Here is a 24,071-nt window from a genome sequence, read left to right on the forward strand (position 1 = left end):
CGCTCGGGCGCCGGCGCGGCGACGTCCCGCAGAGTCGGTGCGGCGACGTCCCGCAGAGCCGGTGTGGCGAGGGACGCGGGTGCCGGGGACGCGGGCGCAGCGGCCGCGGGCGCAGCGGCCGCGAAGTCCGGCGCACCGTCGATGACGCCGGGCGCCGGCGCGGCGGGGGCGGCCGCCGGTGCGGCATCGGCTGCCGCGGGCGCCGCGTCCGGTGCACGGCCGACGCCGAGGACGCCCGCGCTGATGCGGTTGCCGGGCCGGTAGTCCACGTGGCTGGTGGGGTCGCTCGGTGTCGCGAGGGAGGGCCGCTGAGCGCGCTCGGGAAGCGGTTCCGCCTTGACCGACTTCCGCGCGATGCGCATCCGCTTCTCGTCGTACGGGTTCAGCCCTCGCCGGATGTCGACGAGCCAGACCCCGGTGGCGCGGTCGTGGAGGCCGCGCCCCCGCCGCTGCGGGTCGAAGGTCGGCGAGACGAGGATGACGATGGTGCCGACGGCGGGCAGCAGCCCGGCAGCGCCGACGAGGAGGAACCGCAGCAGCACCGCGCCGGCACGGGGTCGCTCCAGCGTCCGCACGTTCACGCTGCGGATGCCCGTCATCGCCTTGCCGATCGTGACACCGCGGCGGCCGTGGAGGATCCACTGCACGAGGGCGAACGCGAGCATGAGTGCGACGGAGACCGCGGCCATGACGACCGCGAAGACGAAGTCCGGATGGTTGACGAATCCGTAGGGTGAGATCGACCCGGTGGCGAGCTTGAGCAGCAGCGGAACCGCTCCGAGCCACAGCGGCAGCTGCAGGAGCGTCCAGATCGCGATGTCCACGACGAATGCCAGCACCCGACGCCCGTAGGGGGCCGGCAGCAGACCGAGCGCGGCGGAGTACGCCGGATCGGGCCGACCGGCGGCGTCCACGCCGTCGAGGGTGCTCTCCGGCTGATCGATCTCCCAGATCATGCCTCTGAGGTTCGCGGCTGATCGCCCGGCACGAAGTAGCGCGCCGGGGAGAGCCCCGTCCGCACGACGGCGTCGCCGGCCGCGTCGAGGAATTGGGTGAGAGTCGCGACGCTGAGCTGGCCGGACGGGTCGGCGATGATCACGTTGTCGACCACGGGGAGGAGGGTCGCCGTCCCCTTCGGCCACGCGGCGTAGGTCGCGGTGACGCCGGACTCCAGCACCTGGATCTTCGCCTCGGCGATGTGGACGTCCGGTCGCTGCAGGGCGGCGGTCTGGACGTCATAGGCACGGACGCTGAACAGCCGCAGTATCCGTTCGAAGCGCAGCTCGAGCGACGGGAACCGCTCGCGCCAGGGGAAGGGCGCCCAGCCCTCGTCCGCCCGGACGATCGGATGCGCGCTCACCAGCGGGCCGCCCGCCTCGAACAGCTCGTCGGCGAGGTCGAGGACGCGTCCGACGGCGTCCTCGTCGTCCGAGCCGACGACGACCACGCGCTGCCGCGACAGCGCGAAGACCACGGGGGCGCCCGAGAGGCCCGCCGCCGGAAGCCGCGCCGGCTCGAGGAGCACAGCGGCGGCGACCGCCTCGTCGTCGATGACGAGCGCACCGTCGACCGCGTCGGCCGGTCCGGCCGCGTCGGGGAGCGAGGCGGCGAGCGCCTCGGTGAACGGACGACCGAGGGCGTCAGCCTGCCCCTGCGTCAGCGCGGCGTGGTCGCGCGCGTCGTCCAGGCCCACGAAGAGATCCCCGCCGACGTACTCGACGCGAGGGTGCGAGGCGCCGGGAGCCGTCAGTGACAGCACGCCGAGCTCGCTCGCGCCGTAGATGCGCGGCACCAGCGTCACGTCGATGTCTCCGATTGTCTCGGTCATGAGTGTCCGTCCTCTTGGTTCGGCTTCCAGGCTATCCGTGACTCGCGCGTCATCCGCGTCGCCCCTCGTGAGCGTCGTCGAGGTCGATCCCAGACCAGGACAGCTCCGCGGGGCCGACCGTGCGCGACGGGCGACGCTCCGAGACCCACCCGAGCGGCACGACGTGCAGGGCGGTGGCGGTGGGGCGCGCCGGCAGCGGCGGGCCGTGGACGACGAGCACGAGCGCCGCCCCGCCCGACTCCCACCAGTCCGCCCGCCGGACTCCGGTTCGGTTCAGCTCCCGGACATAGCCGTTGCGGGAGCCGCCGTCTCCCAGATCGACCGACAGCGCCGCGCCGTGACGGTGTTCGCAGGCGGCGCGGACAGCCGTCCACAGCTCGTTGGCGCGTGCCGCGAACGCGTCGGCCGGTGCCGGCGACGGTCGCCAGGACAGCGGGATGACCGACGCGGCTCCGCGGGCGAGAACCGGGACGCCGTCCGCGATCGCCCCCGTCGGCGGGAGCGATCCGGTGGGACCGACGAACGTCTCGGCGGCGACGACGATCTGCTCGGCGACACCGAGCGTCCCGCCGCCGGACAGCGAGCGCACCTCGTCGCCCTGATGCGCGTGGCCGGCGAGCCAGGGAGGGCCGTCGCCGGCGTGGGTGAGTCCGTCCATCAGCGCAGGGTCAGACCTTGCGCGGTCCCCGGCCACAGCCCCGGGTTGTAGTCCGTCGGGTTGCTCGGGGGGCCGAAGCCCGTCGCCGACGGCGGGACGTCGATCACGGCCTCGGGGATGCCGGTGGGCAGGTATCCGCCGGGGATCCACTTGTCGTTCGCGCCGGCCTCATTGCCCGACGGGATGCGGAGGTTGCTGAGCTCGGAGGGGTCGAAGTGCCGCACCTCGACCGGAACGGGGTCGCCGTTGGCGTCGAAGAACCATTCCCGGTCGAGACCCAGGCGGTCGGCGACCTCGTTGGCGCTGCCGCCGCTCTCGTCGAGGATGTTCTGCAGTTCGGACGTGGGGAAGACGAACGTCGTGTTGTCGCGCTGCCCGGGGCCGAACTGATGGAGGGTGTCGGAGAAGTAGATCCGGCTGGCGCCGTCATCGAAGCGCGCCAGGTGCTGGGCGATGTAATCCGCGTCGAGGTAGTCGCTCGGATCGGGTGCGTCGCCCTTCCAGCTGAGGACGGCGTCAGGCGTCCAATCGGAGTCCGTCCGCCAGCCGTCCCGCAGCGCGTCCGGCACGTCGGTCGAGTCGAGCACGTCGACCCGGTTCGTATTGCGGTTCTGCTTCTGCCCGTGCTTGCGGAACAGCTCCGCCAGCTGGCGGACGTGGACCGGCATGCCGTCCAGCGAATCCTTCAGCGGCCGGATGACCTCACCACCGATGCCCATGGAACCCCCTCCTCCTCCGGGATGCTATCCGTACGCCCGATCGCCGTCCGGCTCTTGACGGCGACGTCTTCCTCACGCCACGAGCTCCTCGCGCGACCACGCGACGTCGATGGACCCGCCGCCCGGCTTGGTCTGCCGCTCCGAGACCCAGCTCACCGGCGTGATGTGCACGGCGAGCGTGAGATCGCCGATGGTCTCGCTGCCCGCCCACACCAGCACCACGCCGAGGGAGTCGAACTCCCACCACGTCGCCCGCGTCGCGCCCGCGGCTCGGAGCGACGCCGCGTACGCCGCGACCCGGTCGTCGCCGTGCCGGCCGAGCTCGACGTCGATCGGAGAGCCCTCGTGCTGCGCGAAGGCGTCCCGCACGCGGTCCGCCAGATCCTTCATGCGGCGGCGCTCCTCGTGCGGGTCACGCCCTGCCGAGCGGGGGTCGCCGCCCTGCGCGGCGAGCGGCAGGATCCTGAGCGGTCCCCGATCGAGGACGGTCACCGGCGACTCGACCGGCTGGAACCGGACGATCGCCCGGACGGCAGCGAGGACGTCGCCCTCGGTGCCGTCGATGCGCCACCCGCGGCCGGCCGCGACGGGCGCTCCCCGGGACGCGCAGCGCCCGGCGAAGGCCTCGGCGGCGTCGATCGTGTCGAGCCCGAACCGCGGCATGTCGTCCGGCGAGGAGGCCGCCACGAGGTCGGCCCAGTCCCCGAAGGCGGGGAGCGGACGGCGGAGCCCGCTCTGGGGCACATCCGCCACCTCGCGGAAGCTGTCGTCCTGGATCGGCGAGGTCCGGATGACCTGCGCCACGCCGTCGGTGAAGAAGAGCTGGGTGACCCGGATCACGTCGGTCGACGGCGCCCCGCCGAAGGGATCGCCGTTCGGGTAGAACAGGTCGACGATGCGCCGGCAGAACAGCTCACCGGCCACCGTCTCCCACGTCACCTCGCGGAGGACCGCCTTGCTGGCCGTGTGCGAGGTCACCGAGAAGCGGTAGCTGTCACCCGAGAACGGATGCTCGCTGCTCGAGACGGACAGCTTCCACTCGATCGGCTCGTCGCCGGGGATCACCGTGAGCGCCTGTCCGGTCAGGTAGCGGCCCTTCGCCTCCTCGTCCCCGTAGTAGGGGTCGTCGCCCAGCGCTTCGAGACGGAAGACCTCGAGACGCTTCGGATAGCGGACCGCCCCCGCGTCCGCCGCCGTCACGGAGTGAACTCGGAGAACTGACCCCAGGTGCCGCCGACGGACGGGTTCGCGCCGGTCGAGGACGGGTTCACCGTGAACACCGCCTCGGGGATGCCTTCGGGGAGGTAGCCGCCGGGGATCCACTGCGCGTTCGCGCCGCCCTCGTTGCCCCGCGGCATCCGGAGGTTGCCGCCGGCGATCTCGTCGTACGAGAAGTCCGCGCGCACGATCGTGGTGCCGGGCTCGAAGAAGTCCTTGCCGAGGCCGAGCATCTCGCCGAGCCGCTCGCGGTTGCCGCCCGCGCTCTCGATGATCGAGTCGATCTCCGACGTCGGGAAGACGAACGTCGTGCCCGCGTTGCCGGGGCCGTACTTCCCGAGGCTGTCCTGCTTGTAGAACCGCGTCGCTCCGCCGTCGAACCGGCGGATGTGCTGCTCGATGTAGTCGGCGTCGAGGTACTCCGCCGGGTACGGCCGGTTCGACTTGCCCGTCCCCACGACACGGTCGGGGGTGTGCCACGAGTCCTTCTTCCAGCCGTCCCGAAGCGCCTCGGGGACGTCCGTCGCGTCGAGGTCGTCCACGCGCCCCGTGTTGCGCTGCTGCTTCTGGCCGTGCTTGCGGAACATCTCGGCGAGCTGACGGACGTGCACCGGCATCCCGTCGAGGGAGTCCTTGATCTGCCGGGTGACCTGGCTCATCCCCATGGGTCAGTCCCCTCCGATGTTCAGGCTCGCGAGATCCGACATCAGCCGCTCGGTGAGCGTCTCGACGTCCGCGGCGTGCTGCTGCATCTCGCCCTCGGCCTGCTCCAGCGCCTGCAGGTCGGCGTAGAACTCGTCCGGGTCCCCGGCGACCGCTTCGACGATCGGCGAGTCGAGGGCGGCCATGATGACGCCCGGCAGCTCCTCGGCGAGGGGCTCGATCACCATGGGGAGGACCTGGTTGAGCACCTGCTCGACGGCGACGTCCACCGCCGCGTTGAGGAGCTTCTTCTTGATGATCAGCATGGGGCCGGCGCCGAGGGCGGTCACCGGGTTCGTGAGCATGGCGACGAGCGCGATCATGGTCGACGTCACGTCGGCGATGACCTTGATCTTCAGAGCCAGGACGGCTCCCGCGGCGATGTCCACGCCCGTGGGCACGGGGCCCAGGATGTCGAGCAGCCGCTGCAGGTTCTGCGACCGGTTGGCGTTCCAGGCGCCGACGTAGGCGGGTCCGGCCTGACCGCGCATGGCGGCGGCGAGGTCGCCGTTGACCTTGCGGTCCATCGCCTGCAGCTTGTCCTCGAGGTCGTCCCGGAACACCGAGACCATCTGCGCACCACGGCGCAGTTCGTCCTCGTCGATGTCGGGCCAGTCGAACCCGAGCTTCTCCATCACCCAGATCAGCTCATTCGGCAGCATCATTCCCACGGCGGGCACCTCCAGCGACGACTGTATGCGAACCCGGCCCCGACGCACGATGGGGAGAACTCCCCACGCGCACGGCGCCGGTGGGGGTCAGTGGAAGAAGTGGCGTTCGCCGGTGAAGTACATGGTCACTCCGGCGGCACGGGCGGCGTCGATGACCTCCTGGTCGCGGACGGATCCGCCCGGCTGGATGATCGTCGTGATCCCGGCGTCGATGAGGACCTGCGGCCCGTCTGCGAACGGGAAGAACGCGTCGGATGCCGCCACCGAGCCCGCGGCGCGGTCCCCGGCGCGCTCGACGGCGAGCCGGCATGAATCGACGCGGTTCACCTGTCCCATGCCGATGCCGACCGTTGCGGAGTTCTTCGCGAGGACGATGGCGTTCGACTTGACGGCCCGGCAGCTCTTCCACGCGAACGACAGGTTGCTGAGCTCGTCGTCCGCGGGCCGCTCCCCCGCCACGAGCTGCCAGCCGTCCACGAGCGACTCGATCTCGTCGGGGAACCGGTCGGCGTCCTGCAGCAGCAGTCCGCCCGACACCAGCCGGACGTCCATGGGCTCCTGTCGCCAGTCGTCGGGCAGCTGGAGCACGCGCAGGTTCTTCTTCAGCCGGAAGACCTCGAGGGCGGCGGGCTCGAAGGCGGGCGCGACGATGACCTCGGTGAAGATGTCGCGCAGGTTCTCCGCCATCTTGAGGGTGACGGTGCGGTTCGCGGCGATGACGCCGCCGAACGCCGACGTCGGGTCGCACTCGTGCGCACGCAGGTGGGCCGAGGCGATCGGGTCGAGCGCGTTCGGGGCGCCGATGGCGATGCCGCACGGGTTCGCGTGCTTGATGATCGCGACCGCGGGCTTCACGAGGTCGAACGCGGCCCGCAGGGCGGCATCCGCGTCGACGTAGTTGTTGTAGGACATCTCCTTGCCCTGCAGCTGCGTGGCCTGGGCGATGCCGTGCCCGCCGACGCGCGTGTAGATCGCGGCCCGCTGGTGCGAGTTCTCGCCGTAGCGGAGGGTGGCGAGGCGCTCGGCCTTGATCGTCAGGTGCTGCGGCAGCTCGTTCTCGTCGGCGAGGCTCTCCTCGGCGAACCACGTCGCCACGGCACGGTCGTAGTTCGCCGTGTGCGCGAAGGCGCGCGCGGCGAGATCGCGGCGCTGGGCGAGGGTCGTGCCGCCACCGCGGACCGCGTCGATGATCGCGGGGTACGACTCGGGCGAGACGACGATCGCGACGTTGGCGAAGTTCTTCGCGGAGGCGCGGACCATGGCGGGCCCGCCGATGTCGATCTGCTCGACGACCGCGTCGCCGGTCGCCCCGGAGCTCACCGTCTCGACGAACGGGTACAGGTTCACGACGACGAGCTCGAAGGGCGCGATGCCGAGATCGGCGAGCTGCGTCTCGTGGTCCTCGAGGCGCAGGTCGGCCAGCAGGCCCGCGTGCACGCTCGGGTGGAGCGTCTTGACGCGGCCGCCGAGCGACTCGGGGAAGCCGGTGATCTCGGACACGTCCGTCACGTCGAGGCCCGCCTCGCGCAGCATCGCGGCCGAGCCGCCGGTGGAGACGATCTCGACGCCCGAGGCGGTCAGCGTCTGGGCGAGCTCGAGGAGGCCGGCCTTCTCGCTCACCGAGATGAGCGCGCGGCGCACCGGGACGACATCGCGCGAACGGTAGAGAGCGGGGTCGATCTGCGGTCCGGCCATCGGGTTTCTCCTCGGGTCAGGCGGTCTGGGTGAGGTCGAGCTCGCCGGATGCGACGCGGCGGACCGCATCGATCAGCAGGCGCCGCTCGACGGGCTTGATGCGCTCGTGCAGGGTGTGCTCGGTGTCGTCCGGCAGGACCGGGACGCGCTCCTGGGCGAGGATCGGGCCGGTGTCCACGCCGTTGTCGACGACGATGACGCTCGCGCCGGTCTCCGAGACGCCGGCGGCGAGCGCGTCGCGCACGCCGTGCGCGCCGGGGAACTCGGGCAGGTAGGCGGGATGGGTGTTCAGCATCCGCGGCGACCACGCCTCGACGACGGCGGCCGGCAGCAGGCGCATGAGGCCGCTCAGGATGACGAGATCGGGTGCCCACACGTCGAGGTGGGCGAGGAGCTCGCGGCCCCAGTCCTCGCGGGTCTCGAACTCCTCGAACGGGACCATGAAGGTCGGGATGCCGTAGTGCTCGGCGTGCACGAAGCCGTCGGCCTGGCGGTCGGCACCGACCGCGATGACGCGGGCAGGGAACCCGGGTTCGCTGGCGGCTTCGAGCAGGGCACGCAGATTGGAGCCCGTGCCCGAGATGAGAACGGCGACCGTGAGCACCGGATCAGTCTAGCGGGGCGGCCGAGGACACCTCGGGTGAGACGGGCGCCGGCTCGCCCGAGTACTCGTCCGCGGGGCGCGGCGAGAACAGCATGATCGCGGCGCCCAGGCCGATCTCGAGCCCGACGGCGAGGGCCAGCGCACCGGGCTCGGGTCCGAGCTCCGCCATCCGGCCGGGTCCGAGCGCGCCCTGTGCCGCCCATGCCAGCGTCGCCGCGCCGAGGGCGCTGCCGACGGCGAGCCCGGCGAGCGCGACGATCCGCGGGCGGAGCGACTCGGCATCCGGCTGCCCGGTCAGCAGCATGCCGCGGACGAACCAGCCCGCGAACGCCCCCACGCCCACGACGAGCAGGGCGAGCAGCAGCAGCCACGTGGAGGTCGACTCGGGCACGACCCCCAGGACCGGGATGCCGGGGATGGGACCGAGACTCGTCCCGGCGGGCGACACCGCGGTCCCGGTGCCGACGGCGAAGCCCGGGCCCGCGACGAAGCCCGCGAACCAGACCACGAGCGTCGGCAGGTAGAAGGCGGCGCCGAGCGACAGCACGACGACACCGAGGAGGTCGGCATGCGCCGCCTGGGTGAGCGCCACGATCTCGCCGCCGCGGAGCACGAAGAGCAGCGCCAGCAGGAGGGCGCCGAGGCCGACGAGCCCGGTGAGACAGATCGCGAGCCCGCGCACCGCGGCGTCCACCGCGTCCTGCACGGCGTCGGGGAGCCGGTCGGAGACGGCGTCGACGAGGCCGCCGTCACCGTCGCTCCAGGCGCGGACGAGAGCGCCGATGAGGGCGGGCACGCCGAAGACGAGCGCCGGGGCGAGGATCGCGCCGACGGGCGGGACCGTCGCGACCTGCGTCGCGCTGGTGGCGGCGATGACGGATGCCAGGACGGCGACGACGAGGGTGCCCGCACCCACTCCGGTCGGCCAGGCGCCGGCTCGGGCGGCGCGCGCACCCGATCGGTAGCCGAGCACCGCGGTGAACACGGCGAGCGCGGAGGGCGCGAGCGAGACGCCGAACTCGCCCGCCTGCTCCGACAGGCCGCCGAGCAGGAGGAGCTCCTCCGGCAGCGAGACCTCGACGGGGACGAAGTGGCCGAGCTGCCAGACCGTGCCGCTGACCGGCCAGAGCGCCGACCAGTCGGCCTCGAGGCCGAGACCGAACGCCCAGAGCAGCGTCATCGGCGCGAGCACGAGAGCGACGCCGACGGCGACGACGATCAGGGCGTCGAGCGCGGCGAGGAGGAAGACGAGCAGGCGGTTCATGCCGAACCGACCCTACCGTCACCGAGCCCGCAGGACCTTCTCGAGCGCCTTGCCGCGAGCCAGCTCGTCGACGAGCTTGTCGAGGTACCGGATGCGGCGCATGAGCGGGTCCTCGATCTCCTCGACGCGCACGCCGCAGACGACGCCGGTGATGCCCGCGACGCCCGGATTGAGGTCCGCCGCCGCGAAGAACTGCTCGAAGGTGGAGCCGCTGTCGATCTGCGCCGCGAGGGCGCGGTCGTCGAAGCCCGTGAGCCAGCGGATCGTCTCATCGAGCTCCGCCTTCGTCCGCCCTTTCCGCTCCACCTTGGCGAGGTACAGGGGGTACACCGACGCGAAGCTCGTCGTGAAGATCCGGTGCATGACGGAAGCGTATCCCCTGGCGCCGCTAATCTCGGATGGTGACCAGCCCAACACGCTCCCCCCAGACGGATGCCGGCGCACCGGCATCCGTCTCCGCCCTCGACCGCTTCTTCGAGATCACCCGCCGCGGATCCACGATCGGCACCGAAGTCCGCGGTGGCGTCGTCACGTTCGTGACGATGGCCTACATCGTGATCCTGAACCCGATCATCCTGTCGACCGCCGACGTCGAGGGGACGGTGCTCCCGCCCGGCGCGGTCGCGGCGAGCACGGCCCTCACCGCCGGCTTCATGACGATCCTGTTCGGCATCGTCACGCGCCTGCCGTTCGCGTTCGCCGCGGGTCTCGGCATCAACGCGTTCCTCGCCTTCTCCGTGGTCGGCCAGGTGACGTGGGGCGAGGCGATGGCCCTCACGATCATCAACGGCCTCATCATCGTCCTGCTGGCCGCGACGGGCCTGCGGAAGATGATCTTCGACGCCGTCCCCGTACAGCTGAAGCTCGCCATCACGGTCGGCATCGGCCTGTTCATCTCCTTCATCGGGTTCGTCAACGCCGGCTTCGTCCGTCCCGCCGAGGGCACGCCGCTGGAGCTCGGCGTCGCCGGGTCGGTCGCGTCGATCGACACGCTGCTGTTCGTCGTCACCCTCCTCATCGGCGGCGTCCTGATCGCCGTGCGGGTGAAGGGCGCCATCCTCATCGCCCTCGTCGCCGGCACGATCCTCGCCGCTCTCGCCAACCTCTTCACGCCGGTGGCCGACTTCGGCCTGACGGCCGGACTGTTCGCCCTGCCCGACCTCAGCCTGGTCGGCAACGTCGACTTCGGCTTCGACCTCGGCAAGGTCGGCTTCGTCGCGCTGCTGATGTTCGTGTTCACGCTCGTGTTCACGAACTTCTTCGACGCGATGGGAACGATGACCGGCCTTGCGAAGGAGGCGGACCTCGCCGACGAGAAGGGCGACTTCCCGCGCATCAAGTCGGCGCTGATCGTCGAGGGCGTCGGCGCCGTCGTCGGCGGCGCGACCTCCTCGTCGTCGGCCACGGTGTTCGTCGAGTCCGGCTCCGGCATCGGCGAGGGAGCCCGCACCGGCTTCGCGAACGTGGTCACCGGCGTGCTGTTCCTGCTCGCGATGTTCGTGACCCCCGTCACCGGCCTCGTCCCCGGTTTCATCGCCGCCGCGGCGCTGGTCCTCGTGGGCGCCATGATGCTGGCGCAGATCAAGCACATCGACTTCTCGGAGTTCAACGTGCTGCTGCCGGTGTTCCTCACGGCGACCGTCATGCCGCTGTCCTACTCGATCGCGAACGGCATCGGCGCCGGCTTCATCAGCTGGGTCGTCGTCAACTCGCTCTCGGGCAAGGCGCGTCAGGTCCACTGGCTGCTGTGGGTCGTCGCGTTCGGGTTCGTGCTGTACTTCGCCCGCGGGCCGATCGAGGCGCTGCTCGGCGTCTGATCCCGCCCGCACCGACGAAGAGGGCCGGATGCCACTGGCATCCGGCCCTCTTCGTTCCTGCTCGACTGCTACAGGCTCTCGATGATCGCGCGCACCAGGTCGGCGGTCTCGGAGGGGGTCTTCCCGACCTTGACGCCGGCGGCCTCGAGGGCCTCCTTCTTGGCCTGGGCGGTGCCCGCGGAGCCGGAGACGATGGCGCCGGCGTGGCCCATGGTCTTGCCCTCGGGTGCGGTGAACCCGGCGACGTAGCCGACGACCGGCTTCGTCACGTTCGCCTTGATGTAGTCGGCGGCGCGCTCTTCGGCGTCGCCGCCGATCTCGCCGATCATGACGATCGCCTTGGTCTCGGGGTCGGCCTCGAACGCCTCGAGGGCGTCGATGTGCGTGGTCCCGATGACGGGGTCGCCGCCGATGCCGATGGCGGTGGAGAAGCCGAGGTCGCGCAGCTCGAACATCATCTGGTAGGTCAGGGTGCCCGACTTCGAGACGAGGCCGATCGGGCCCTTGCCGGTGATGTTCGCGGGCGTGATGCCTACGAGCGCCTCACCGGGGGTGATGATGCCGGGGCAGTTCGGGCCGATGATGCGGGTCTTGTTGCCCTTGCTCTTCGCGTAGGCCCACGCCTCGGCGGTGTCGCCGACGGGAACGCCCTCGGTGATGACGACGAGCAGCGGGATCCCGGCGTCGATGGCCTCGATCATCGCGTCCTTCGTGAACGCCGGCGGGACGAAGGCGATGGACACGTCGGCGCCCGTCTTCTCGATGGCTTCGGCGACCGTGCCGAAGACCGGCAGCTCGACCTCGCCCTCATGCGGCTTCTCGTGCGTGACGGTCGAGCCGGCCTTGCGCGCGTTGACGCCGCCGACGATGTTGGTGCCCGCCTTCAGCATGAGCGCGGTGTGCTTGGTGCCCTCGCCGCCGGTGATGCCCTGGACGATGACCTTGGAGTCCTTGTTGAGATAGATCGACATTCTCGGTTCCTTCTGTCTCAGGCGTTCGCCAGCTCGGCGGCCTTGTCGGCGCCCTCGTCCATGCCCGCGGCGAGCGTGACGAGCGGGTGGTTCGCGTCGGCCAGGATCGCGCGACCCTCTTCGACCTGGTTGCCGTCGAGGCGGACGACGAGCGGCTTGGTGGCGGAATCGCCCAGGATCTCCAGGGCCTTCACGATGCCTTCGGCGACCGCGACGCAGCTGGTGATGCCGCCGAACACGTTCACGAAGACGCTCTTGACCTGCTCGTCGCCGAGGATGACGTCGAGGCCGGCGGCCATGACCTGCGCGTTCGCGCCGCCGCCGATGTCGAGGAAGTTCGCGGGCTTGACCCCGCCGTGGCCCTCGCCGGCGTAGGCGACGACGTCGAGCGTGGACATGACCAGTCCGGCGCCGTTGCCGATGATGCCCACCTGACCGTCGAGCTTGACGTAGTTGAGGCCGGCGGCCTTCGCCTTGGCCTCGAGCGGGTCGGCGGCGCCCTTGTCCTCGAGCTGTTCGTGCTCGGGGTGGCGCACCTCGCTGGCGTTGTCGTCCAGGGACACCTTGCCGTCGAGGGCGACGATGTCGCCGGCGCCGGTGCGCACCAGCGGGTTCACCTCGACGAGGGTCGCGCCCTCGCCCTTGTACACGTCGTACAGCTTGACGAACACGTCCGAGACCTTCTCGACGAGGTCCTCGGGGAAGTTCGCGGCCTTCGCGATCTCGAGCGCCTTGGCCTTGTCGATGCCCTGCAGCGGGTCGACCTCGATGCGCGCGAGCGCCTCGGGACGCTCGACGGCGAGCTCCTCGATCTCCATGCCGCCCTCGACCGAGCACAGGCTCAGGTAGGAGCGGTTGCCGCGGTCCAGCAGCACCGAGAAGTAGAACTCCTCGGCGATGTCGGCGCCCTGGGCGATCATGACGCGCTGGACGACGTGGCCCTTGATGTCGAGGCCGAGGATGGCCTGGGCCGCCTCGAACGCCTCGTCCGGGGTCTTGGCGACCTTGACGCCGCCGGCCTTGCCGCGACCTCCGGTCTTGACCTGAGCCTTGACGACGACCACTCCGCCGATCTTCTCGGCGGCTGCCCTCGCCTCCTCAGGGGTGTCGGCGATGATGCCGGCGAGCACCGGCACCTCGTACTTCTCGAACAGGTCTCGTGCCTGGTACTCGTAAAGGTCCACTGCAATCCTTCGCTGGGCGACGGCGGGGTGACGGGCGCTGGAAATCTCTCGATATCAAGAGATCGCCCGGTCGAAAGCCTACTACCCGCTCCTGAGCGCTCCCGCCGGGACCGGGGCCGCCGGATCAGATCCAGCCGCGCTCGCGGGCCAGGATGGCCGCCTGCTGCCGTGTCGCCAGCCCCAGCTTCCCGAGGACGGAGGAGACGTGGTTGCGGACGGTGCCCGCCGAGAGGTGCAGGGATGCCGCGATCTGCGCGATCGTCTCACCGCGCGCGCCCGCCCGCAGGACGTCCAGCTCGCGATCGGTGAGCGGACTCCGCTCGTCGCTGAGCGCGTCCGCCGCGATCTCGGGATCGACGTACCGGCGGCCGGCAGCGACCTCCCGGATCACCGCCGCGACGTCGTCCGCGCGACGGGACTTCGGCAGGAAGCCGTCCACGCCGGCGCTCAGCGCCCGGCGCAGCACGCCGGGGCGGGCGTGCCGGGTGACGACCACGCAGCGGGCGGGGATCCGCTGGCGGATGCGCGCCGCGGCCTCGACCCCGTCGATCCCCGGCATCTCGAGATCCAGCAGGCAGACGTCGGGGCGCAGCTCGAGGGCGAGGGCGACGGCCGTCTCGCCGTCGCTGCATTCCGCGATGACCTCCAGATCGTCCTCCAGTCGCAGCAGCGCGGCGAGCGCCGTCCGGATCATGTCCTCGTCGTCGGCGATCAGCACGCGGATCATCGCGCTCCTCCTTCTCCGCGGGCGGGGACCGTCACGACCAGCTCGAACCGCTCGGCGTCCTGTCGCGACGTGGCGTCCCCTCCGACGACCGCCACGCGCTGGGCGATCCCCTCGAGCCCGGCACCCGCGCCGATGGCGGACCCGCTGCCGGGATCGTTGGCCACGACGAGGCGCCACGCGCTTCCCTGCAGGTGCAGCCCCAGCCGTGCCCACCGGCCGCCGCCGTGCTTGAGGATGTTCGTCGTGGACTCGCGCACGACCGGACCGAGGAGGTCCGCGGGGGCGGATGCCGCGCCCGGATCGACATCGAGCGACACCGTCAGACCCGCGGCCCGCATGAGGTCGGCGGCGTTGGCGAGCTCGTCCGGCAGCGGGACGCCCCGGAACCGGCCCGCGAGGGCGCGCGTGCCGTCGCGGGCCTCGTCGACGGAGGCGCGCGCGAGGCGGATCTGGTCGGCGGCGGCATCCGGGTCGCGCTCGATCATCCGCTCGGCGAGCTCCAGCTGGAGGGCGATCACCTGCAGGTGGTGGCCCTGGAGATCGTGGAGGTCGCTCGCCAGCCGTAGCCGCTCTTGGACGGCGGCGAGGCGCGCCTCGACATGGCGGGCGCGGTCGAGCTCGAGCACGACGTCCCAGGACCAGAGCGAGAGCGCCTGCGCGGGCGGGAGCATGATCGCGAAGAAGGAGATCAGGAACGTCTCCCCGGCCGTGGCCGAGGTCGCCCGCTCCAGGAACCAGAGACAGACCAGGCCGACCTCGAGGAGGATGACGCCGCGCCAGCGGATGCCGGGGCCCCATCGGACGAGGCAGAGGACGGACCCTGCGAGAGATGCCCCGAGGAGCGGCGACCCCGCCGCGAGGGCCAGCAGGACGGCGCCCGCCACGCCCGCGAGGACCGGCACGGAGACGAAGCGACCGAGCCCCGGCGTGCGGTCCCGCTCGTCGAGGTCGCCGTCGCGCCGGTAGCGGGCGAGCAGGATGGCGGTCGCCGCGAGGACGAGGGCGGACCCGACGCCGACCCCGATGACGAGGAGGGGACGGCGCCCTCCTGCCTCGGCGAGGAGCACGTGCACGGCCCAGACGAAGAGGGTCCCGAGCAGGAAGAACACCATCGAGCTCGCGATGTACCAGCCGGTGGCGGAGACGCCCCGCGCGAGCGAGACCGCGGTGCGTGAGGGTGCGGGGTCGGGGAGGCTCACATCGCCACAGTACGACCATGACGTTTGTCACCCCTCGACCCGCGGATGCTCCCGGCGATGCGTGACGCGGCGACACTGCCGCGGCGGCGGCCGCCGCGATGGGATGGATCAGAGCCGATCGAGATCCGATCGGCGCGATCTTGAGAGGACCTCATGTCCAACCCCGTCTCCGACCTCGTCGCCGGCTTCCAGGACCTCGTCTCCCAGATGCCCGACCTCCTCCAGCCGCTCGTCGTGGCGCTCGCCGGCGCCGTGCCCTTCATCGAGGGCGAGGGCGCCGCGGCGATCGGCATCGTCGGGGGCATCCACCCGGTCGTCTCGGCGATCGCCGCGGCGATCGGCAACTTCGTCTGCGTCGCCGTCGTCGTCCTCGTCACCGCGCGCGTCCGCACCGCCGTGACGACGCGCGCCGGTTCCGGTGCCGAGAAGCCGACGTCGGCCCGGGCCGAGAAGTTCCAGAACGCCTACCACCGCTACGGCACGCCCGGGGTGAGCCTGCTCGGCCCGCTGCTCCTGCCGACGCAGTTCACGGCAGCCGCCCTCACGGGCACCGGCGTCCCGACGGGTCGCGTGCTGTTCTGGCAGGGCGCCGCCATCGTGCTGTGGACGACGGTCATCACCCTCATCATCACCGGAGTGATCGCCGCCGCGCTGTGAGGCCGCGCGGCGACCGCGCGGCGGGACCCCGCGCGCGCCGGCCGGCGGCCGTCAGCCGAGGCGGCGGAGGCCGCGCGTCGCGGGGCCCTCGATCCGCCGGCCCTCGGCCGTGAACCGCGACGCGTGCAGCGGGCAGTCCCACGTGCACTCGAGGTCGTTCCACTCCAGCACCCCGCCCAGGTGCGGGCAGACCGCATCCACGGCCCGGGTCTCACCGTCGACGGTGGAGATTCCCACGGGGCGGCCGCGTCGCTGCGCGACGACGCCCTCGCCCTCGGCGGGCTGAGGCACGGGCACGGCCCGGGACTCGGCATCCGTCCACGCGGTCGCCGCCTTCACCCCGACCTCCGCGTTCGCCGCGACGCCACGGGCCAGGTCGGCGGGCATCGTCAGCCGCGTCCCCAGCTGGGTCATCCAGGCCGGCCGTTCTCCACGCGGGATGCCGCGGATCTCGGCGGCCAGCCGGAGCGCCGCCGCCGGCGCGTTCGTGAGGCCCCACTTGGCGTAGCCCGTCGCGAGCCGGACCCGGCCGAGCGAGCGGGGCAGCACCCCGACGAAGGGGACGAGGTTGTGGGAGGTGTAGTCCTGCGCCGACCAGCGGTGCGTCTCCCGGCCCACCGGGAACATGCCGCGCGCCCACTCGGCGAGCTCGTCGAGCCGCGCCCGCTCGGACTCGGCGCGGCCGACCGGGTGCCCGGCGCCTCCGACGACCAGCTGCGCCACGTCGGACGGCCCGTCGTCCGCCGTCACCGTCCGCACCGAGCGGGTCGGCTCGTCGGCCGACAGGTACATGCCGTCGGGCAGCGGTCCTTCCAGCTCGAACGACACGCACGCCGAGCGCATGCCGCTGACCTTGGCGAAGTACAGGCCGCGATCGAGGATGGGCGTGCCCGTGGCGAGCACGACCTGATCGGCGAACACGGGGCCGGCATCCGTCTTCACCCGCGGCTGCGGCAGCACCGAGACACCCGTGACCGCGACGCCCAGATGCAGCGTGCCGCCGGCCGCGACGAACGCGGCGGCGAGCGCCTCGACCATGCGCATCGGATCGATCGCCCGCTGCCCGTCGAGGGCGACGGCGGCCGTCATCGACACGGCTGCCGCGCCGGTCTCCGCCGCGTCCGCGAAGCGGACGTCGAGCCCCGCCTCGCGGGCCGCGTCGTGCTCGGCGTAGACGGCGTCGATGCCGTCCGGCGTCTGCGCGTACGTGTACGCCGTGCGCACGGTCGTCGGAACGCCGAGCTCGTCGGCGGTGCGCACCATCCAGTCGAAGCCGTCGCGGTTGGCGTCGACGTAGGCGCGGACGAGCGAATCGGGGTGACCGCGGCGGAGCGAGGACAGCGTCGTGCCCTGCAGGAGGGACACCTTGCCGGTGTTCGACCCGGATGCGAGCTCGCCGATGCCGCCGCGCTCGAGGACCGCGACGTCCATGCCGGCCCGGGCGAGCTCGAGCGCCGTGGCGAGCCCCGTCAGACCCGCGCCGACCACGACGACGTCGTGTCGCGTCCCGGCTTCGAACGGCAGGCCGGCGACGGCGGGGGCATCCTGTTTCCAGAGCGAGGTCATTGCTTCAGTCAATGCGGCCCCGCCGACCGGCGACAACCTGCTTGACAGTAGGCTCTCCCCCATGGTCGATGACGCTCGTGCCGCCGGAAGCGCCGTGGTGGCGGCCGCGCTCGCGCTGTTCGCGGAGCACGGGTACGAGCAGACGTCCGTGGAGCAGATCGCGCAGTCGGCGGGTGTCTCGCGCTCGACCTTCTTCCGTCAGTTCGGCGGCAAGGACGACGTCGTCTTCGCCGACCACGAGGTCCTGCTCGACCAGCTCCGCGGGTTCCTCGCCGGCGCGCACGACAGCCCCTGGGCGGCGGTCTGCGAGGCGTCCGTGCAGGTGTTCCGCCATTTCGCCGCCGACCCCGAGCTCGCCCGCCGCCGCTACGCCGTCGTCCGCGACGTGCCGTCCCTGCGTGACCGCGAGATCGTCACCGTGTTCCGCTACGAGCGGCTGTTCGACGAGTACCTCCGCCAGGCGCTGCCCGGCCTCGATCCGGTCGACGCCGTGGCGTACGCCGCGATGGTGACCGCCGTCCACAATCACGTGCTGCGTCGCCTGCTGCGTGGCACCAAGCGCGTGCCGGCATCCGCTCTCACCGATGCGTACGACGACCTGATGCACCGCTTCGGCGTGCACCCCGACGGCGAGACGCCCGCCGACGACGATGTCGTCGTGGCGACGTTCCCGCGACGGATGCCGGCCGCCGAGGTCGCCCGTCGGCTCGGATCGCTGCGCTGACACCGGACCGGTACCGGGTGGCACCGCGTCTCAGCGGTATCGGCACCCGATGCCAGGACCCGGCGTAATCTGAGTGCATGACCTCTCCTCTCCCCGGCGATTCCGTCCCGCACTACGACGTGCTCGGCCGGGTCGGCACCGACTACTACGCCGTCTTCGCCGACATCCCCGATGCCGACCGCGAGGTCTGGGAGCGGGCGCAGGACCTGGTGGACGAGGTCGGCGACCGGATGCGCGACGCCTGGGACGCCGCCGACTACCCGATGGACGTCGCCGCCCGCCTGGGTGAGCTCGACCTGCTCAACGACGGGATCGAGCACCCCCGGTTGACCCGGTTCTCGCCGCTCGCGGCGGGCCTCGTGAACATGGAGGTCTCCCGCGGCGACGGATCGCTCGGCACCGTGCTCGCGGTCCAGGGCGGCCTCGCGCTGCGCACCCTGGCGCTGTTCGGCAGCGACGACCAGCAGGAGCGGTGGCTGAGCGCGGTCGCCCGCAGCGAGGTCCCGGCGGCGTTCGCGCTCACCGAGCCCGACCACGGATCGGACTCCGTCTCGCTCGAGACCGTCGCGCGCCGGGACGGCGGCGAATGGGTCATCCGGGGTGCGAAGAAGTGGATCGGCAACGGCGCGACCGGCGGGATCACCTTCGTGTGGGCGCGTGTCGACGATGAGGGCTCCGAGCTGCACGGCGCCGTGCGGTGCTTCCTCGTCGAACAGGATCGGCCCGGCTACACCGGCACGGTGATCACCGGCAAGGCTTCGCTGCGCGGCATCCACCAGGCCCACATCGCCCTGGACGACGTGCGGGTCCCGGGCGATGCCGTCCTCCCCGGCACCCGGAGCTTCAAGGACGCCTCCACCGTCCTCTACGCGACGCGATCGGGGGTGGCCTGGTCGGCGCTCGGCCACGCGACGGCCTGCTACGAGGCGGCGCTGCAGTACGCGCAGCAGCGGGTGCAGTTCGGCAAGCCGCTCGCGAAGTTCCAGATGGTGCAGGAGCGGCTCGCGCACATGCTCGAGGACCTCACCGCCATGCAGCTGTTCTGCCGCCGGCTCGCCGACCTCGAGACCGCGGGCGGGCTCCGGCCGACGCAGGCGTCGCTCGCGAAGTTCCACAACACCCGTGCCGCACGGCGGGTGGCGGCCACCGCCCGCGACCTGCTCGGCGGCAACGGCATCCTGCTCGAGAACGGCGTCATGCAGCACATGGCCGACATCGAGGCGATCCACACCTACGAGGGCACCGAGTCGGTGCAGGCGCTGCTGCTCGGTCGCGACATCACCGGAATGGGTGCCTTCGCCTGATCGGACCGGCAGGATGGGGCGCATGTACGAGATCCCCGCACCGATGCTCGCGAAGTCCGTCCCGGCCGTGCCCGATCCGGCGAAGACACCCGGAGGCCTGAGCTTCGAACCGAAGTGGGACGGGTTCCGCGCGCTGATCTCGTGGGACGGCCAGGACGTCGAGATCGGGTCCCGCGGCTCCAAGCCGCTGACCCGGTACTTCCCGGAACTCGTCGAGGCCATCGCGCGTCTCGTCCCCGAACCGTGCCTCCTGGACGGCGAGATCGTCGTGGCAGACGGTGAGCCGGGGTCGCAGCGGCTGCAGTGGGAGATCCTCTCGCAGCGGATCCACCCTGCGGCATCCCGCGTGACGATGCTCAGCGAGACGCATCCGGCGATGTTCGTCGCCTTCGACCTCCTCGCGCGCGGCGACCGCGATCTGCAGGGCGAGCCGTTCGCGGAGCGCCGCGCGCAGCTCGAAGAGGTGCTCGCAGACGTGCCGGCGCCCGTCCATCTGACGCGCACGACGACGGACCGCGAGGTCGCCGAGCGATGGCTCGCCGAGTTCGAGGGCGCCGGCCTCGACGGCGTCGTCGCGAAGCCGCTCGCTGCGCCGTATGCGCCGAACAAGCGGACGATGTTCAAGATCAAGCACGCGCGCTCTGCCGACGTCGTCGCGCTGGGATACCGGATCCACAAGAGCGGCGCGGGGGTCGGCTCGCTGCTGGTCGGCCTCTACGACGATGCCGGGGAGCTCCGCTCGGTCGGCGGCGTCGCCGCCTGGAGCAACGCACGGCGGCTCGCACTCATCGACGAGCTCGCCCCGCTCGTGGAGCGAGACGATGACGGCCGCGCCGTCACCGGCGAATCGGACCGCTCGCGCTTCGCGGGCTCGAAGGACGTGTCGTTCGTGCGCCTGCGGCCGGAGCGGGTGCTCGAAGTGGCCTACGACCAGCTGGAGGGCGACCGCTTCCGCCACACCGTCCAGTTCCAGCGGTGGCGCCCCGACCGGGAAGCCCGGTCGTGCACGTTCGATCAGCTCGAGACGGTCTCCGCGTACGACCTCGGTCGCGTCCTCGAATGAGTCAAGGGGTTCGGTCGATCCCCGCCCCCGTCGTCTAGGGTCGCTCCATGGGCCTCTTCGACTCCTCCCCTCGTTCGGTGCGGCTGGACGACGCGCGTCCGGTGCGGGTGACGACGCCCGGAAAGCCGTTCAGCCTCTGGTCGGACGGCTTCGGCAGCCTCGCGACCCGGGCGCTGCAGATCATCCTGGTCGTCGGCCTCGCCGTCGCCGTCATGCTGGGACTGCTGCAGCTGACCGTCGTGACGATCCCCCTCCTGCTGGCGCTGATCATCGCGTCGGCGGTGTCCCCCGTCATGAGGGCGATGCGGCGACGAGGTGTCCCCGACGCGCTGGCGACGATCCTGACCCTTCTCGCGATCGTCGTGATCCTCGGGGCGCTCTCCTGGCTCATCACGTGGGCGGTCCGCGACCAATGGGATGAGCTGTACAGCAGCGCCGAGGGCGGCTTCCAGGATCTGCTGGCGTGGGTGCAGACGCTGCCCATCGAGATCGATCAGGAGCAGATCGACAGCGTGATCGCGACGGCGACCGACTTCCTCACGAGCGCGCAGTTCGGGTCGGGCGCGCTGGCCGGCGTCAGTGCGGTCGCGAGCTTCCTGACCGGATTCGTCCTGTTCGTGACCATGCTCTTCTTCTTCCTGAAGGACGGCCCGCAGATGTGGGCGTTCCTGCTCCGCCCGTTCCGGGGCGAGTCGTACGAGCGTGCGCTCCGCATCGGCGACAAGACGGTCCACACCTTCGGCTCGTACGTGCGTGGCACGGCGGCCGTCGCGGCCGTCGACGCCCTCGGCATCCTGATCGGCCTGCTGATCCTGCAGGTGCCGCTCGCGATCCCGCTCGCGGTGCTCGTGTTCATCCTGGCCTTCATCCCGATCGTGGGAGCAACGCTCGCCGGCATCCTGGCGGCACTCGTCGCGCTCGTCGCGAACGGCTGGGTGGTGGCCCTCATCGTCGTGGCCGTCGTCGTCGTGGTGAACCAGGCGGAGGGCAACTTCCTGCAGCCGGTCCTCATGGGACGCTCGATGAAGCTGCACGCCTTCGTCATCCTGATCGCGCTGACCGTCGGCACCGTGCTCGGCGGGATCGTGGGCGCGATCCTCGCGGTGCCGTTGACGGCAGCCGCGTGGGGCATCATCCAGGTGTGGGACGGCCCGGACACGCCGGCCCGGTGGGCGCGGCCGCGTCCGGCGCGCGAGCACCGTCAGGCCGCCCGGTCGGGTGCCGACCCGTCGACGGCCGACACTCCGGTCGCTTAGTCCTTCTTCGCGCGGGACGGCTGCACGCGCGGCGGCTCTCCCGGCATCTTCGGGAACTCCGGCGGGAACGGGAGCTCGCCGAGCCCCGTGTCGAGGTCGCGCTGCCACCACTCCAGCAGGGTGTCGATGCGACCCGGGGAATCCTGCAGCCCCTCCCAGGGGTCGCCGATGTCGGCCAGACGCTGCGGCACGGTCCGGACGGTGAAGGCCGTCGGGTCGACGCCCGCCTCGAGCTCATCCCAGCCGATCGGCGTCGCGACGGTCGCGCCGGGCAGGGCGCGAGGGCTGTAAGCGCCCGCCATCGTCCGGTCGCGGTTCGCCTGGTTGAAGTCGATGAAGACGCGTTCCCCGCGCTCCTCCTTCCACCAGTTGGTGGTGACCTTCTCGGGCAGGCGGCGCTCAAGCTCGCGGCCCGCCGCGATGACGGCGTGGCGGACGTCGAGGAACTCGTGGGTCGGCTCGATCGGGCAGAACACGTGGATGCCGCGGTTGCCGCTCGTCTTGAGCCATGCCTCCAGTCCCGCTTCGCGGAGGACGTCGCGGAGCGCGGGGGCGACGGCCGCGGCATCCGCGAAGTCCGTCCCCGGCTGCGGGTCGAGGTCGATGCGCAGCTCGACGGGGTTGTCGGTGTCGTCGGCGAGCGAGGCCCAGGGATGGAAGACGACGGTGTTCATCTGCACCGCCCACGCGATCGCGGCGGCCTCGTTCAGGACCACCTGCGGATGCCGGCGGCCGCTGTTGTAGGTGCACATGACGGCGTCCACGTAGTCCGGCGTCCCCTTCGGGGGATTCTTCGAGAAGAAGCTGTCCCCGTCGACCGTGTCGGGGAAGCGCTCGAGCGACACCGGCCGGTGCCCGTTGGCACGGAGGAACGGCTCGGCGACCGCCAGGACGTACTCGGCGAGCTCGTGCTTGGTGATGCCGACGTCCGGGTAGAGCACGCGGTTCGGGCTCGAGAGCGAGAGCTCGCGTCCGCCGGGGATCGTCAGGGTGATTCGCTCGGACGCCATGCGACCCACCCTAGAGCCGGTCCCGTCGGCCGGCACAGGGGGTGGCTACTCAGCGGCTCCGGCATCCGTTTCGGCGAAGGCGAGGAGCGGCGCGAGCTGCGCGCGGTCGAGCCGGATCCAGGGTCCTGCCGCGTCGACGAGGACGCCGCTGAGCGCGGGGTCGCTCGCGAGGGCGGTCGCCAGCTGGGCGACCGTGATCGGCAGCGGGCGGTCGTCCCGGCGGAGCGCCAGGACCTCGAGCGGGTGCGAGAACACCTGCAGGTAGCGGACGCCGTCGGCGCTGCGGGCCTCGGCGATGCCGAGGCCTTCGCCGTCGCTGCGGGTTCCGGCGGCGATCCAGACGGGCGTCTTGAGAAGCGCCTCGACGACGTACCGGGCGGTGGCGTCGGTGCGCGCGTCGCTCAGCAGGTTCTTGATCGTGAACTCCGGGTCGGCCTGCTCGAGGGTGCGGGTGAGGAGTGCGGTCGGCAGGATGATCCGGCGCCCGGGACCGGCGTGGTCGATGATGAGCCCGTCGTACCCGGCGTCGATCGCGTTGCGGAGGACCGACTGGGTGGGCTGGCCGAGGATCGAGGTGCTCGTGTCGGGGTCGACGGCGACGCCCGCCTGGATGCCGGCGGCACCGCTGTAGGCGAGGAGGAACTTCTTGTCGCCGAGGGTGGAGATCGCGAGCCGGAGGGGCGCGCCTTCCTTCAGCTGCGCACGGGCATCGCCGAGGACCCGCAGGTATAGCGTCCCCTGGAGCGCCTGGCGCATCACGTTGAGGATGGCGGCGTTGTCGGGCGTCTCGGGCAGGCCTGCGAGGGCCGCGAGGAGGAGCGTGTTGTCGGGCATGCCGGCGTGGCCCTCGGTGCGGACGGGCGCTTCGGCCGGGACCGGCGGCAGGGCGGGGGCGCCGGCCGTCGACGCGGATGCCGGCTGCGCGGCGGCGGGCCGGGCCGTCTGCCCGTAGGTCGAGACCGAGATCGGGACGTGCGGCACGGCCTCTTCCGGGCCCCGGTCGGCTTCTTCGGCGGCGACGGCGGCCGAGACGTCCTCGTGCACGCCGGAGAGGGTCGTGTCGGCGTCGACGGGGACCTCAGCGTGTTCGTCGGGCTGATTCGCCGAATCGTCGGGCTGGTTCTTGGAGCGGCGGGAGAACAGAGCCATGGGTTCAGCGTACGCGGCGGCGGATACGGCGGACGCCGATCGGGCGAAGGCGATCTGCCCTGCCCGACCGGCGTCGGTGCGGTGT

Annotated in this window: 24 protein-coding genes; 6 read left to right on the plus strand and 18 right to left on the minus strand. The window is 71.7% G+C overall.

Annotation, left to right across the window (positions count from 1 at the left end):
- From AB3M83_RS12260 to AB3M83_RS12310, 11 genes are all read right to left on the minus strand, one after another.
- On the minus strand, window positions 1–956 hold a 956-nt coding region (locus tag AB3M83_RS12260; RefSeq protein WP_412948528.1), incomplete at its 3' end, for an RDD family protein.
- Entirely contained in the window at window positions 953–1,828 is an 876-nt protein-coding gene (locus AB3M83_RS12265; protein WP_412948531.1) for a hypothetical protein, read from the minus strand. The genes AB3M83_RS12265 and AB3M83_RS12260, both read right to left, overlap by 4 nt.
- Before the next feature lie 49 nt (window positions 1,829–1,877).
- Window positions 1,878–2,486: a hypothetical protein gene (locus AB3M83_RS12270; protein WP_412948534.1), complete on the minus strand. Its 609-nt coding sequence runs from the start codon at window positions 2,484–2,486 to the stop codon at window positions 1,878–1,880.
- Window positions 2,486–3,205, minus strand: coding sequence for a hypothetical protein (locus AB3M83_RS12275; protein WP_412948535.1), 720 nt, complete (start codon window positions 3,203–3,205; stop codon window positions 2,486–2,488). Before AB3M83_RS12275 ends, AB3M83_RS12270 begins: the two co-directional genes overlap by 1 nt.
- Window positions 3,206–3,277: 72 nt before the next feature.
- Complete coding sequence (locus tag AB3M83_RS12280) at window positions 3,278–4,405, minus strand: hypothetical protein (RefSeq protein ID WP_412948538.1); 1,128 nt, start codon at window positions 4,403–4,405, stop codon at window positions 3,278–3,280.
- A complete protein-coding gene (locus AB3M83_RS12285) occupies window positions 4,402–5,088 on the minus strand; it encodes an HAD family hydrolase (protein ID WP_412948540.1) in 687 nt (228 codons plus the stop codon). The genes AB3M83_RS12280 and AB3M83_RS12285 overlap by 4 nt, the downstream gene beginning before the upstream one ends.
- A 3-nt stretch (window positions 5,089–5,091) precedes the next feature.
- The gene (locus AB3M83_RS12290) at window positions 5,092–5,805 is read right to left on the minus strand and encodes a WXG100-like domain-containing protein (protein WP_412948542.1); all 714 of its coding nucleotides are present in this window, start codon (window positions 5,803–5,805) and stop codon (window positions 5,092–5,094) included.
- A 78-nt stretch (window positions 5,806–5,883) separates the two neighbouring features.
- Complete coding sequence (gene purH, locus AB3M83_RS12295) at window positions 5,884–7,491, minus strand: bifunctional phosphoribosylaminoimidazolecarboxamide formyltransferase/IMP cyclohydrolase (RefSeq protein WP_412948544.1); 1,608 nt, start codon at window positions 7,489–7,491, stop codon at window positions 5,884–5,886.
- 16 nt (window positions 7,492–7,507) lie between these two features.
- Window positions 7,508–8,095 carry a phosphoribosylglycinamide formyltransferase gene (purN, locus tag AB3M83_RS12300; RefSeq protein ID WP_412948546.1) on the minus strand — a complete coding sequence of 196 codons (588 nt, stop codon included), beginning with the start codon at window positions 8,093–8,095 and terminating at the stop codon, window positions 7,508–7,510.
- Window positions 8,096–8,099: 4 nt separating this feature from the next.
- Entirely contained in the window at window positions 8,100–9,359 is a 1,260-nt protein-coding gene (locus AB3M83_RS12305; RefSeq protein WP_412948549.1) for a cell division protein PerM, read from the minus strand.
- 18 nt (window positions 9,360–9,377) lie between these two features.
- On the minus strand, window positions 9,378–9,722 hold the full coding sequence (locus AB3M83_RS12310) for a DUF2200 domain-containing protein (RefSeq protein ID WP_412948551.1): 345 nt from the start codon (window positions 9,720–9,722) through the stop codon (window positions 9,378–9,380).
- Window positions 9,723–9,757: 35 nt separating this feature from the next.
- Here AB3M83_RS12310 and AB3M83_RS12315 point away from each other — a divergent pair, with 35 nt between their 5' ends.
- Window positions 9,758–11,176 carry an NCS2 family permease gene (locus AB3M83_RS12315; RefSeq protein WP_412948553.1) on the plus strand — a complete coding sequence of 473 codons (1,419 nt, stop codon included), beginning with the start codon at window positions 9,758–9,760 and terminating at the stop codon, window positions 11,174–11,176.
- A gap of 68 nt (window positions 11,177–11,244) precedes the next feature.
- On the opposite strand, the gene sucD is transcribed toward AB3M83_RS12315, so the two are convergent.
- The 4 genes from sucD to AB3M83_RS12335 all read right to left on the minus strand — a co-directional run bounded on the left by sucD (window position 11,245) and on the right by AB3M83_RS12335 (window position 15,257).
- The gene (gene sucD, locus AB3M83_RS12320) at window positions 11,245–12,147 is read right to left on the minus strand and encodes a succinate--CoA ligase subunit alpha (protein ID WP_412948555.1); all 903 of its coding nucleotides are present in this window, start codon (window positions 12,145–12,147) and stop codon (window positions 11,245–11,247) included.
- Between the two features lie 17 nt (window positions 12,148–12,164).
- Window positions 12,165–13,331 (minus strand): ADP-forming succinate--CoA ligase subunit beta, encoded by a 1,167-nt coding sequence (gene sucC, locus AB3M83_RS12325; protein ID WP_412948557.1) that lies wholly within the window; start codon window positions 13,329–13,331, stop codon window positions 12,165–12,167.
- 124 nt (window positions 13,332–13,455) lie between these two features.
- Window positions 13,456–14,058: a response regulator gene (locus tag AB3M83_RS12330; RefSeq protein ID WP_412948559.1), complete on the minus strand. Its 603-nt coding sequence runs from the start codon at window positions 14,056–14,058 to the stop codon at window positions 13,456–13,458.
- Window positions 14,055–15,257, minus strand: coding sequence for a sensor histidine kinase (locus tag AB3M83_RS12335; protein WP_412948561.1), 1,203 nt, complete (start codon window positions 15,255–15,257; stop codon window positions 14,055–14,057). Before AB3M83_RS12335 ends, AB3M83_RS12330 begins: the two co-directional genes overlap by 4 nt.
- A 153-nt stretch (window positions 15,258–15,410) precedes the next feature.
- Here AB3M83_RS12335 and AB3M83_RS12340 point away from each other — a divergent pair, with 153 nt between their 5' ends.
- Complete coding sequence (locus AB3M83_RS12340; protein WP_412948564.1) at window positions 15,411–15,914, plus strand: small multidrug efflux protein; 504 nt, start codon at window positions 15,411–15,413, stop codon at window positions 15,912–15,914.
- Window positions 15,915–15,965: 51 nt separating this feature from the next.
- On the opposite strand, the gene AB3M83_RS12345 is transcribed toward AB3M83_RS12340, so the two are convergent.
- The gene (locus tag AB3M83_RS12345; protein ID WP_412948567.1) at window positions 15,966–17,480 is read right to left on the minus strand and encodes an FAD-dependent oxidoreductase; all 1,515 of its coding nucleotides are present in this window, start codon (window positions 17,478–17,480) and stop codon (window positions 15,966–15,968) included.
- Between the two features lie 61 nt (window positions 17,481–17,541).
- Here AB3M83_RS12345 and AB3M83_RS12350 point away from each other — a divergent pair, with 61 nt between their 5' ends.
- From AB3M83_RS12350 to AB3M83_RS12365, 4 genes are all read left to right on the plus strand, one after another.
- A complete protein-coding gene (locus AB3M83_RS12350; protein ID WP_412948569.1) occupies window positions 17,542–18,204 on the plus strand; it encodes a TetR/AcrR family transcriptional regulator in 663 nt (220 codons plus the stop codon).
- 77 nt (window positions 18,205–18,281) lie between these two features.
- Window positions 18,282–19,508, plus strand: a complete 1,227-nt coding sequence (locus AB3M83_RS12355) for an acyl-CoA dehydrogenase family protein (RefSeq protein WP_412948571.1) — start codon at window positions 18,282–18,284, stop codon at window positions 19,506–19,508.
- A 22-nt stretch (window positions 19,509–19,530) separates the two neighbouring features.
- Window positions 19,531–20,571, plus strand: coding sequence for an ATP-dependent DNA ligase (locus tag AB3M83_RS12360; RefSeq protein WP_412948574.1), 1,041 nt, complete (start codon window positions 19,531–19,533; stop codon window positions 20,569–20,571).
- A gap of 47 nt (window positions 20,572–20,618) precedes the next feature.
- The gene (locus AB3M83_RS12365) at window positions 20,619–21,827 is read left to right on the plus strand and encodes an AI-2E family transporter (RefSeq protein ID WP_412948577.1); all 1,209 of its coding nucleotides are present in this window, start codon (window positions 20,619–20,621) and stop codon (window positions 21,825–21,827) included.
- On the opposite strand, the gene ligD is transcribed toward AB3M83_RS12365, so the two are convergent.
- Both ligD and AB3M83_RS12375 read right to left on the minus strand, forming a co-directional pair.
- Window positions 21,824–22,837, minus strand: a complete 1,014-nt coding sequence (gene ligD, locus AB3M83_RS12370; protein ID WP_412948581.1) for a non-homologous end-joining DNA ligase — start codon at window positions 22,835–22,837, stop codon at window positions 21,824–21,826. The two genes, AB3M83_RS12365 and ligD, sit on opposite strands and share 4 nt — an antisense overlap.
- Before the next feature lie 45 nt (window positions 22,838–22,882).
- Window positions 22,883–23,986 carry an SseB family protein gene (locus tag AB3M83_RS12375; RefSeq protein WP_412948583.1) on the minus strand — a complete coding sequence of 368 codons (1,104 nt, stop codon included), beginning with the start codon at window positions 23,984–23,986 and terminating at the stop codon, window positions 22,883–22,885.
- Window positions 23,987–24,071: the final 85 nt, after the last annotated feature.

It is taken from the genome of Microbacterium pasadenense (assembly GCF_047246565.1).
Taxonomy (GTDB): Bacteria; Actinomycetota; Actinomycetes; order Actinomycetales; family Microbacteriaceae; genus Microbacterium.

Bases quoted from the DNA above. Each gene is read 5' to 3' on its own strand.
- AB3M83_RS12265 (WP_412948531.1), bottom strand. From the start codon at position 1,828: ATGACCGAGACAATCGGAGACATCGACGTGACGCTGGTGCCGCGCATC.
- AB3M83_RS12270 (WP_412948534.1), bottom strand. From the start codon at position 2,486: ATGGACGGACTCACCCACGCCGGCGACGGCCCTCCCTGGCTCGCCGGC.
- AB3M83_RS12275 (WP_412948535.1), bottom strand. From the start codon at position 3,205: ATGGGCATCGGTGGTGAGGTCATCCGGCCGCTGAAGGATTCGCTGGAC.
- AB3M83_RS12285 (WP_412948540.1), bottom strand. From the start codon at position 5,088: ATGGGGATGAGCCAGGTCACCCGGCAGATCAAGGACTCCCTCGACGGG.
- purH (WP_412948544.1), bottom strand. From the start codon at position 7,491: ATGGCCGGACCGCAGATCGACCCCGCTCTCTACCGTTCGCGCGATGTC.
- AB3M83_RS12305 (WP_412948549.1), bottom strand. From the start codon at position 9,359: ATGAACCGCCTGCTCGTCTTCCTCCTCGCCGCGCTCGACGCCCTGATC.
- AB3M83_RS12310 (WP_412948551.1), bottom strand. From the start codon at position 9,722: ATGCACCGGATCTTCACGACGAGCTTCGCGTCGGTGTACCCCCTGTAC.
- AB3M83_RS12315 (WP_412948553.1), top strand. From the start codon at position 9,758: ATGGTGACCAGCCCAACACGCTCCCCCCAGACGGATGCCGGCGCACCG.
- sucD (WP_412948555.1), bottom strand. From the start codon at position 12,147: ATGTCGATCTATCTCAACAAGGACTCCAAGGTCATCGTCCAGGGCATC.
- AB3M83_RS12330 (WP_412948559.1), bottom strand. From the start codon at position 14,058: ATGATCCGCGTGCTGATCGCCGACGACGAGGACATGATCCGGACGGCG.
- AB3M83_RS12340 (WP_412948564.1), top strand. From the start codon at position 15,411: ATGTCCAACCCCGTCTCCGACCTCGTCGCCGGCTTCCAGGACCTCGTC.
- AB3M83_RS12345 (WP_412948567.1), bottom strand. From the start codon at position 17,480: ATGACCTCGCTCTGGAAACAGGATGCCCCCGCCGTCGCCGGCCTGCCG.
- AB3M83_RS12350 (WP_412948569.1), top strand. From the start codon at position 17,542: ATGGTCGATGACGCTCGTGCCGCCGGAAGCGCCGTGGTGGCGGCCGCG.
- AB3M83_RS12355 (WP_412948571.1), top strand. From the start codon at position 18,282: ATGACCTCTCCTCTCCCCGGCGATTCCGTCCCGCACTACGACGTGCTC.
- AB3M83_RS12360 (WP_412948574.1), top strand. From the start codon at position 19,531: ATGTACGAGATCCCCGCACCGATGCTCGCGAAGTCCGTCCCGGCCGTG.
- AB3M83_RS12365 (WP_412948577.1), top strand. From the start codon at position 20,619: ATGGGCCTCTTCGACTCCTCCCCTCGTTCGGTGCGGCTGGACGACGCG.
- ligD (WP_412948581.1), bottom strand. From the start codon at position 22,837: ATGGCGTCCGAGCGAATCACCCTGACGATCCCCGGCGGACGCGAGCTC.
- AB3M83_RS12375 (WP_412948583.1), bottom strand. From the start codon at position 23,986: ATGGCTCTGTTCTCCCGCCGCTCCAAGAACCAGCCCGACGATTCGGCG.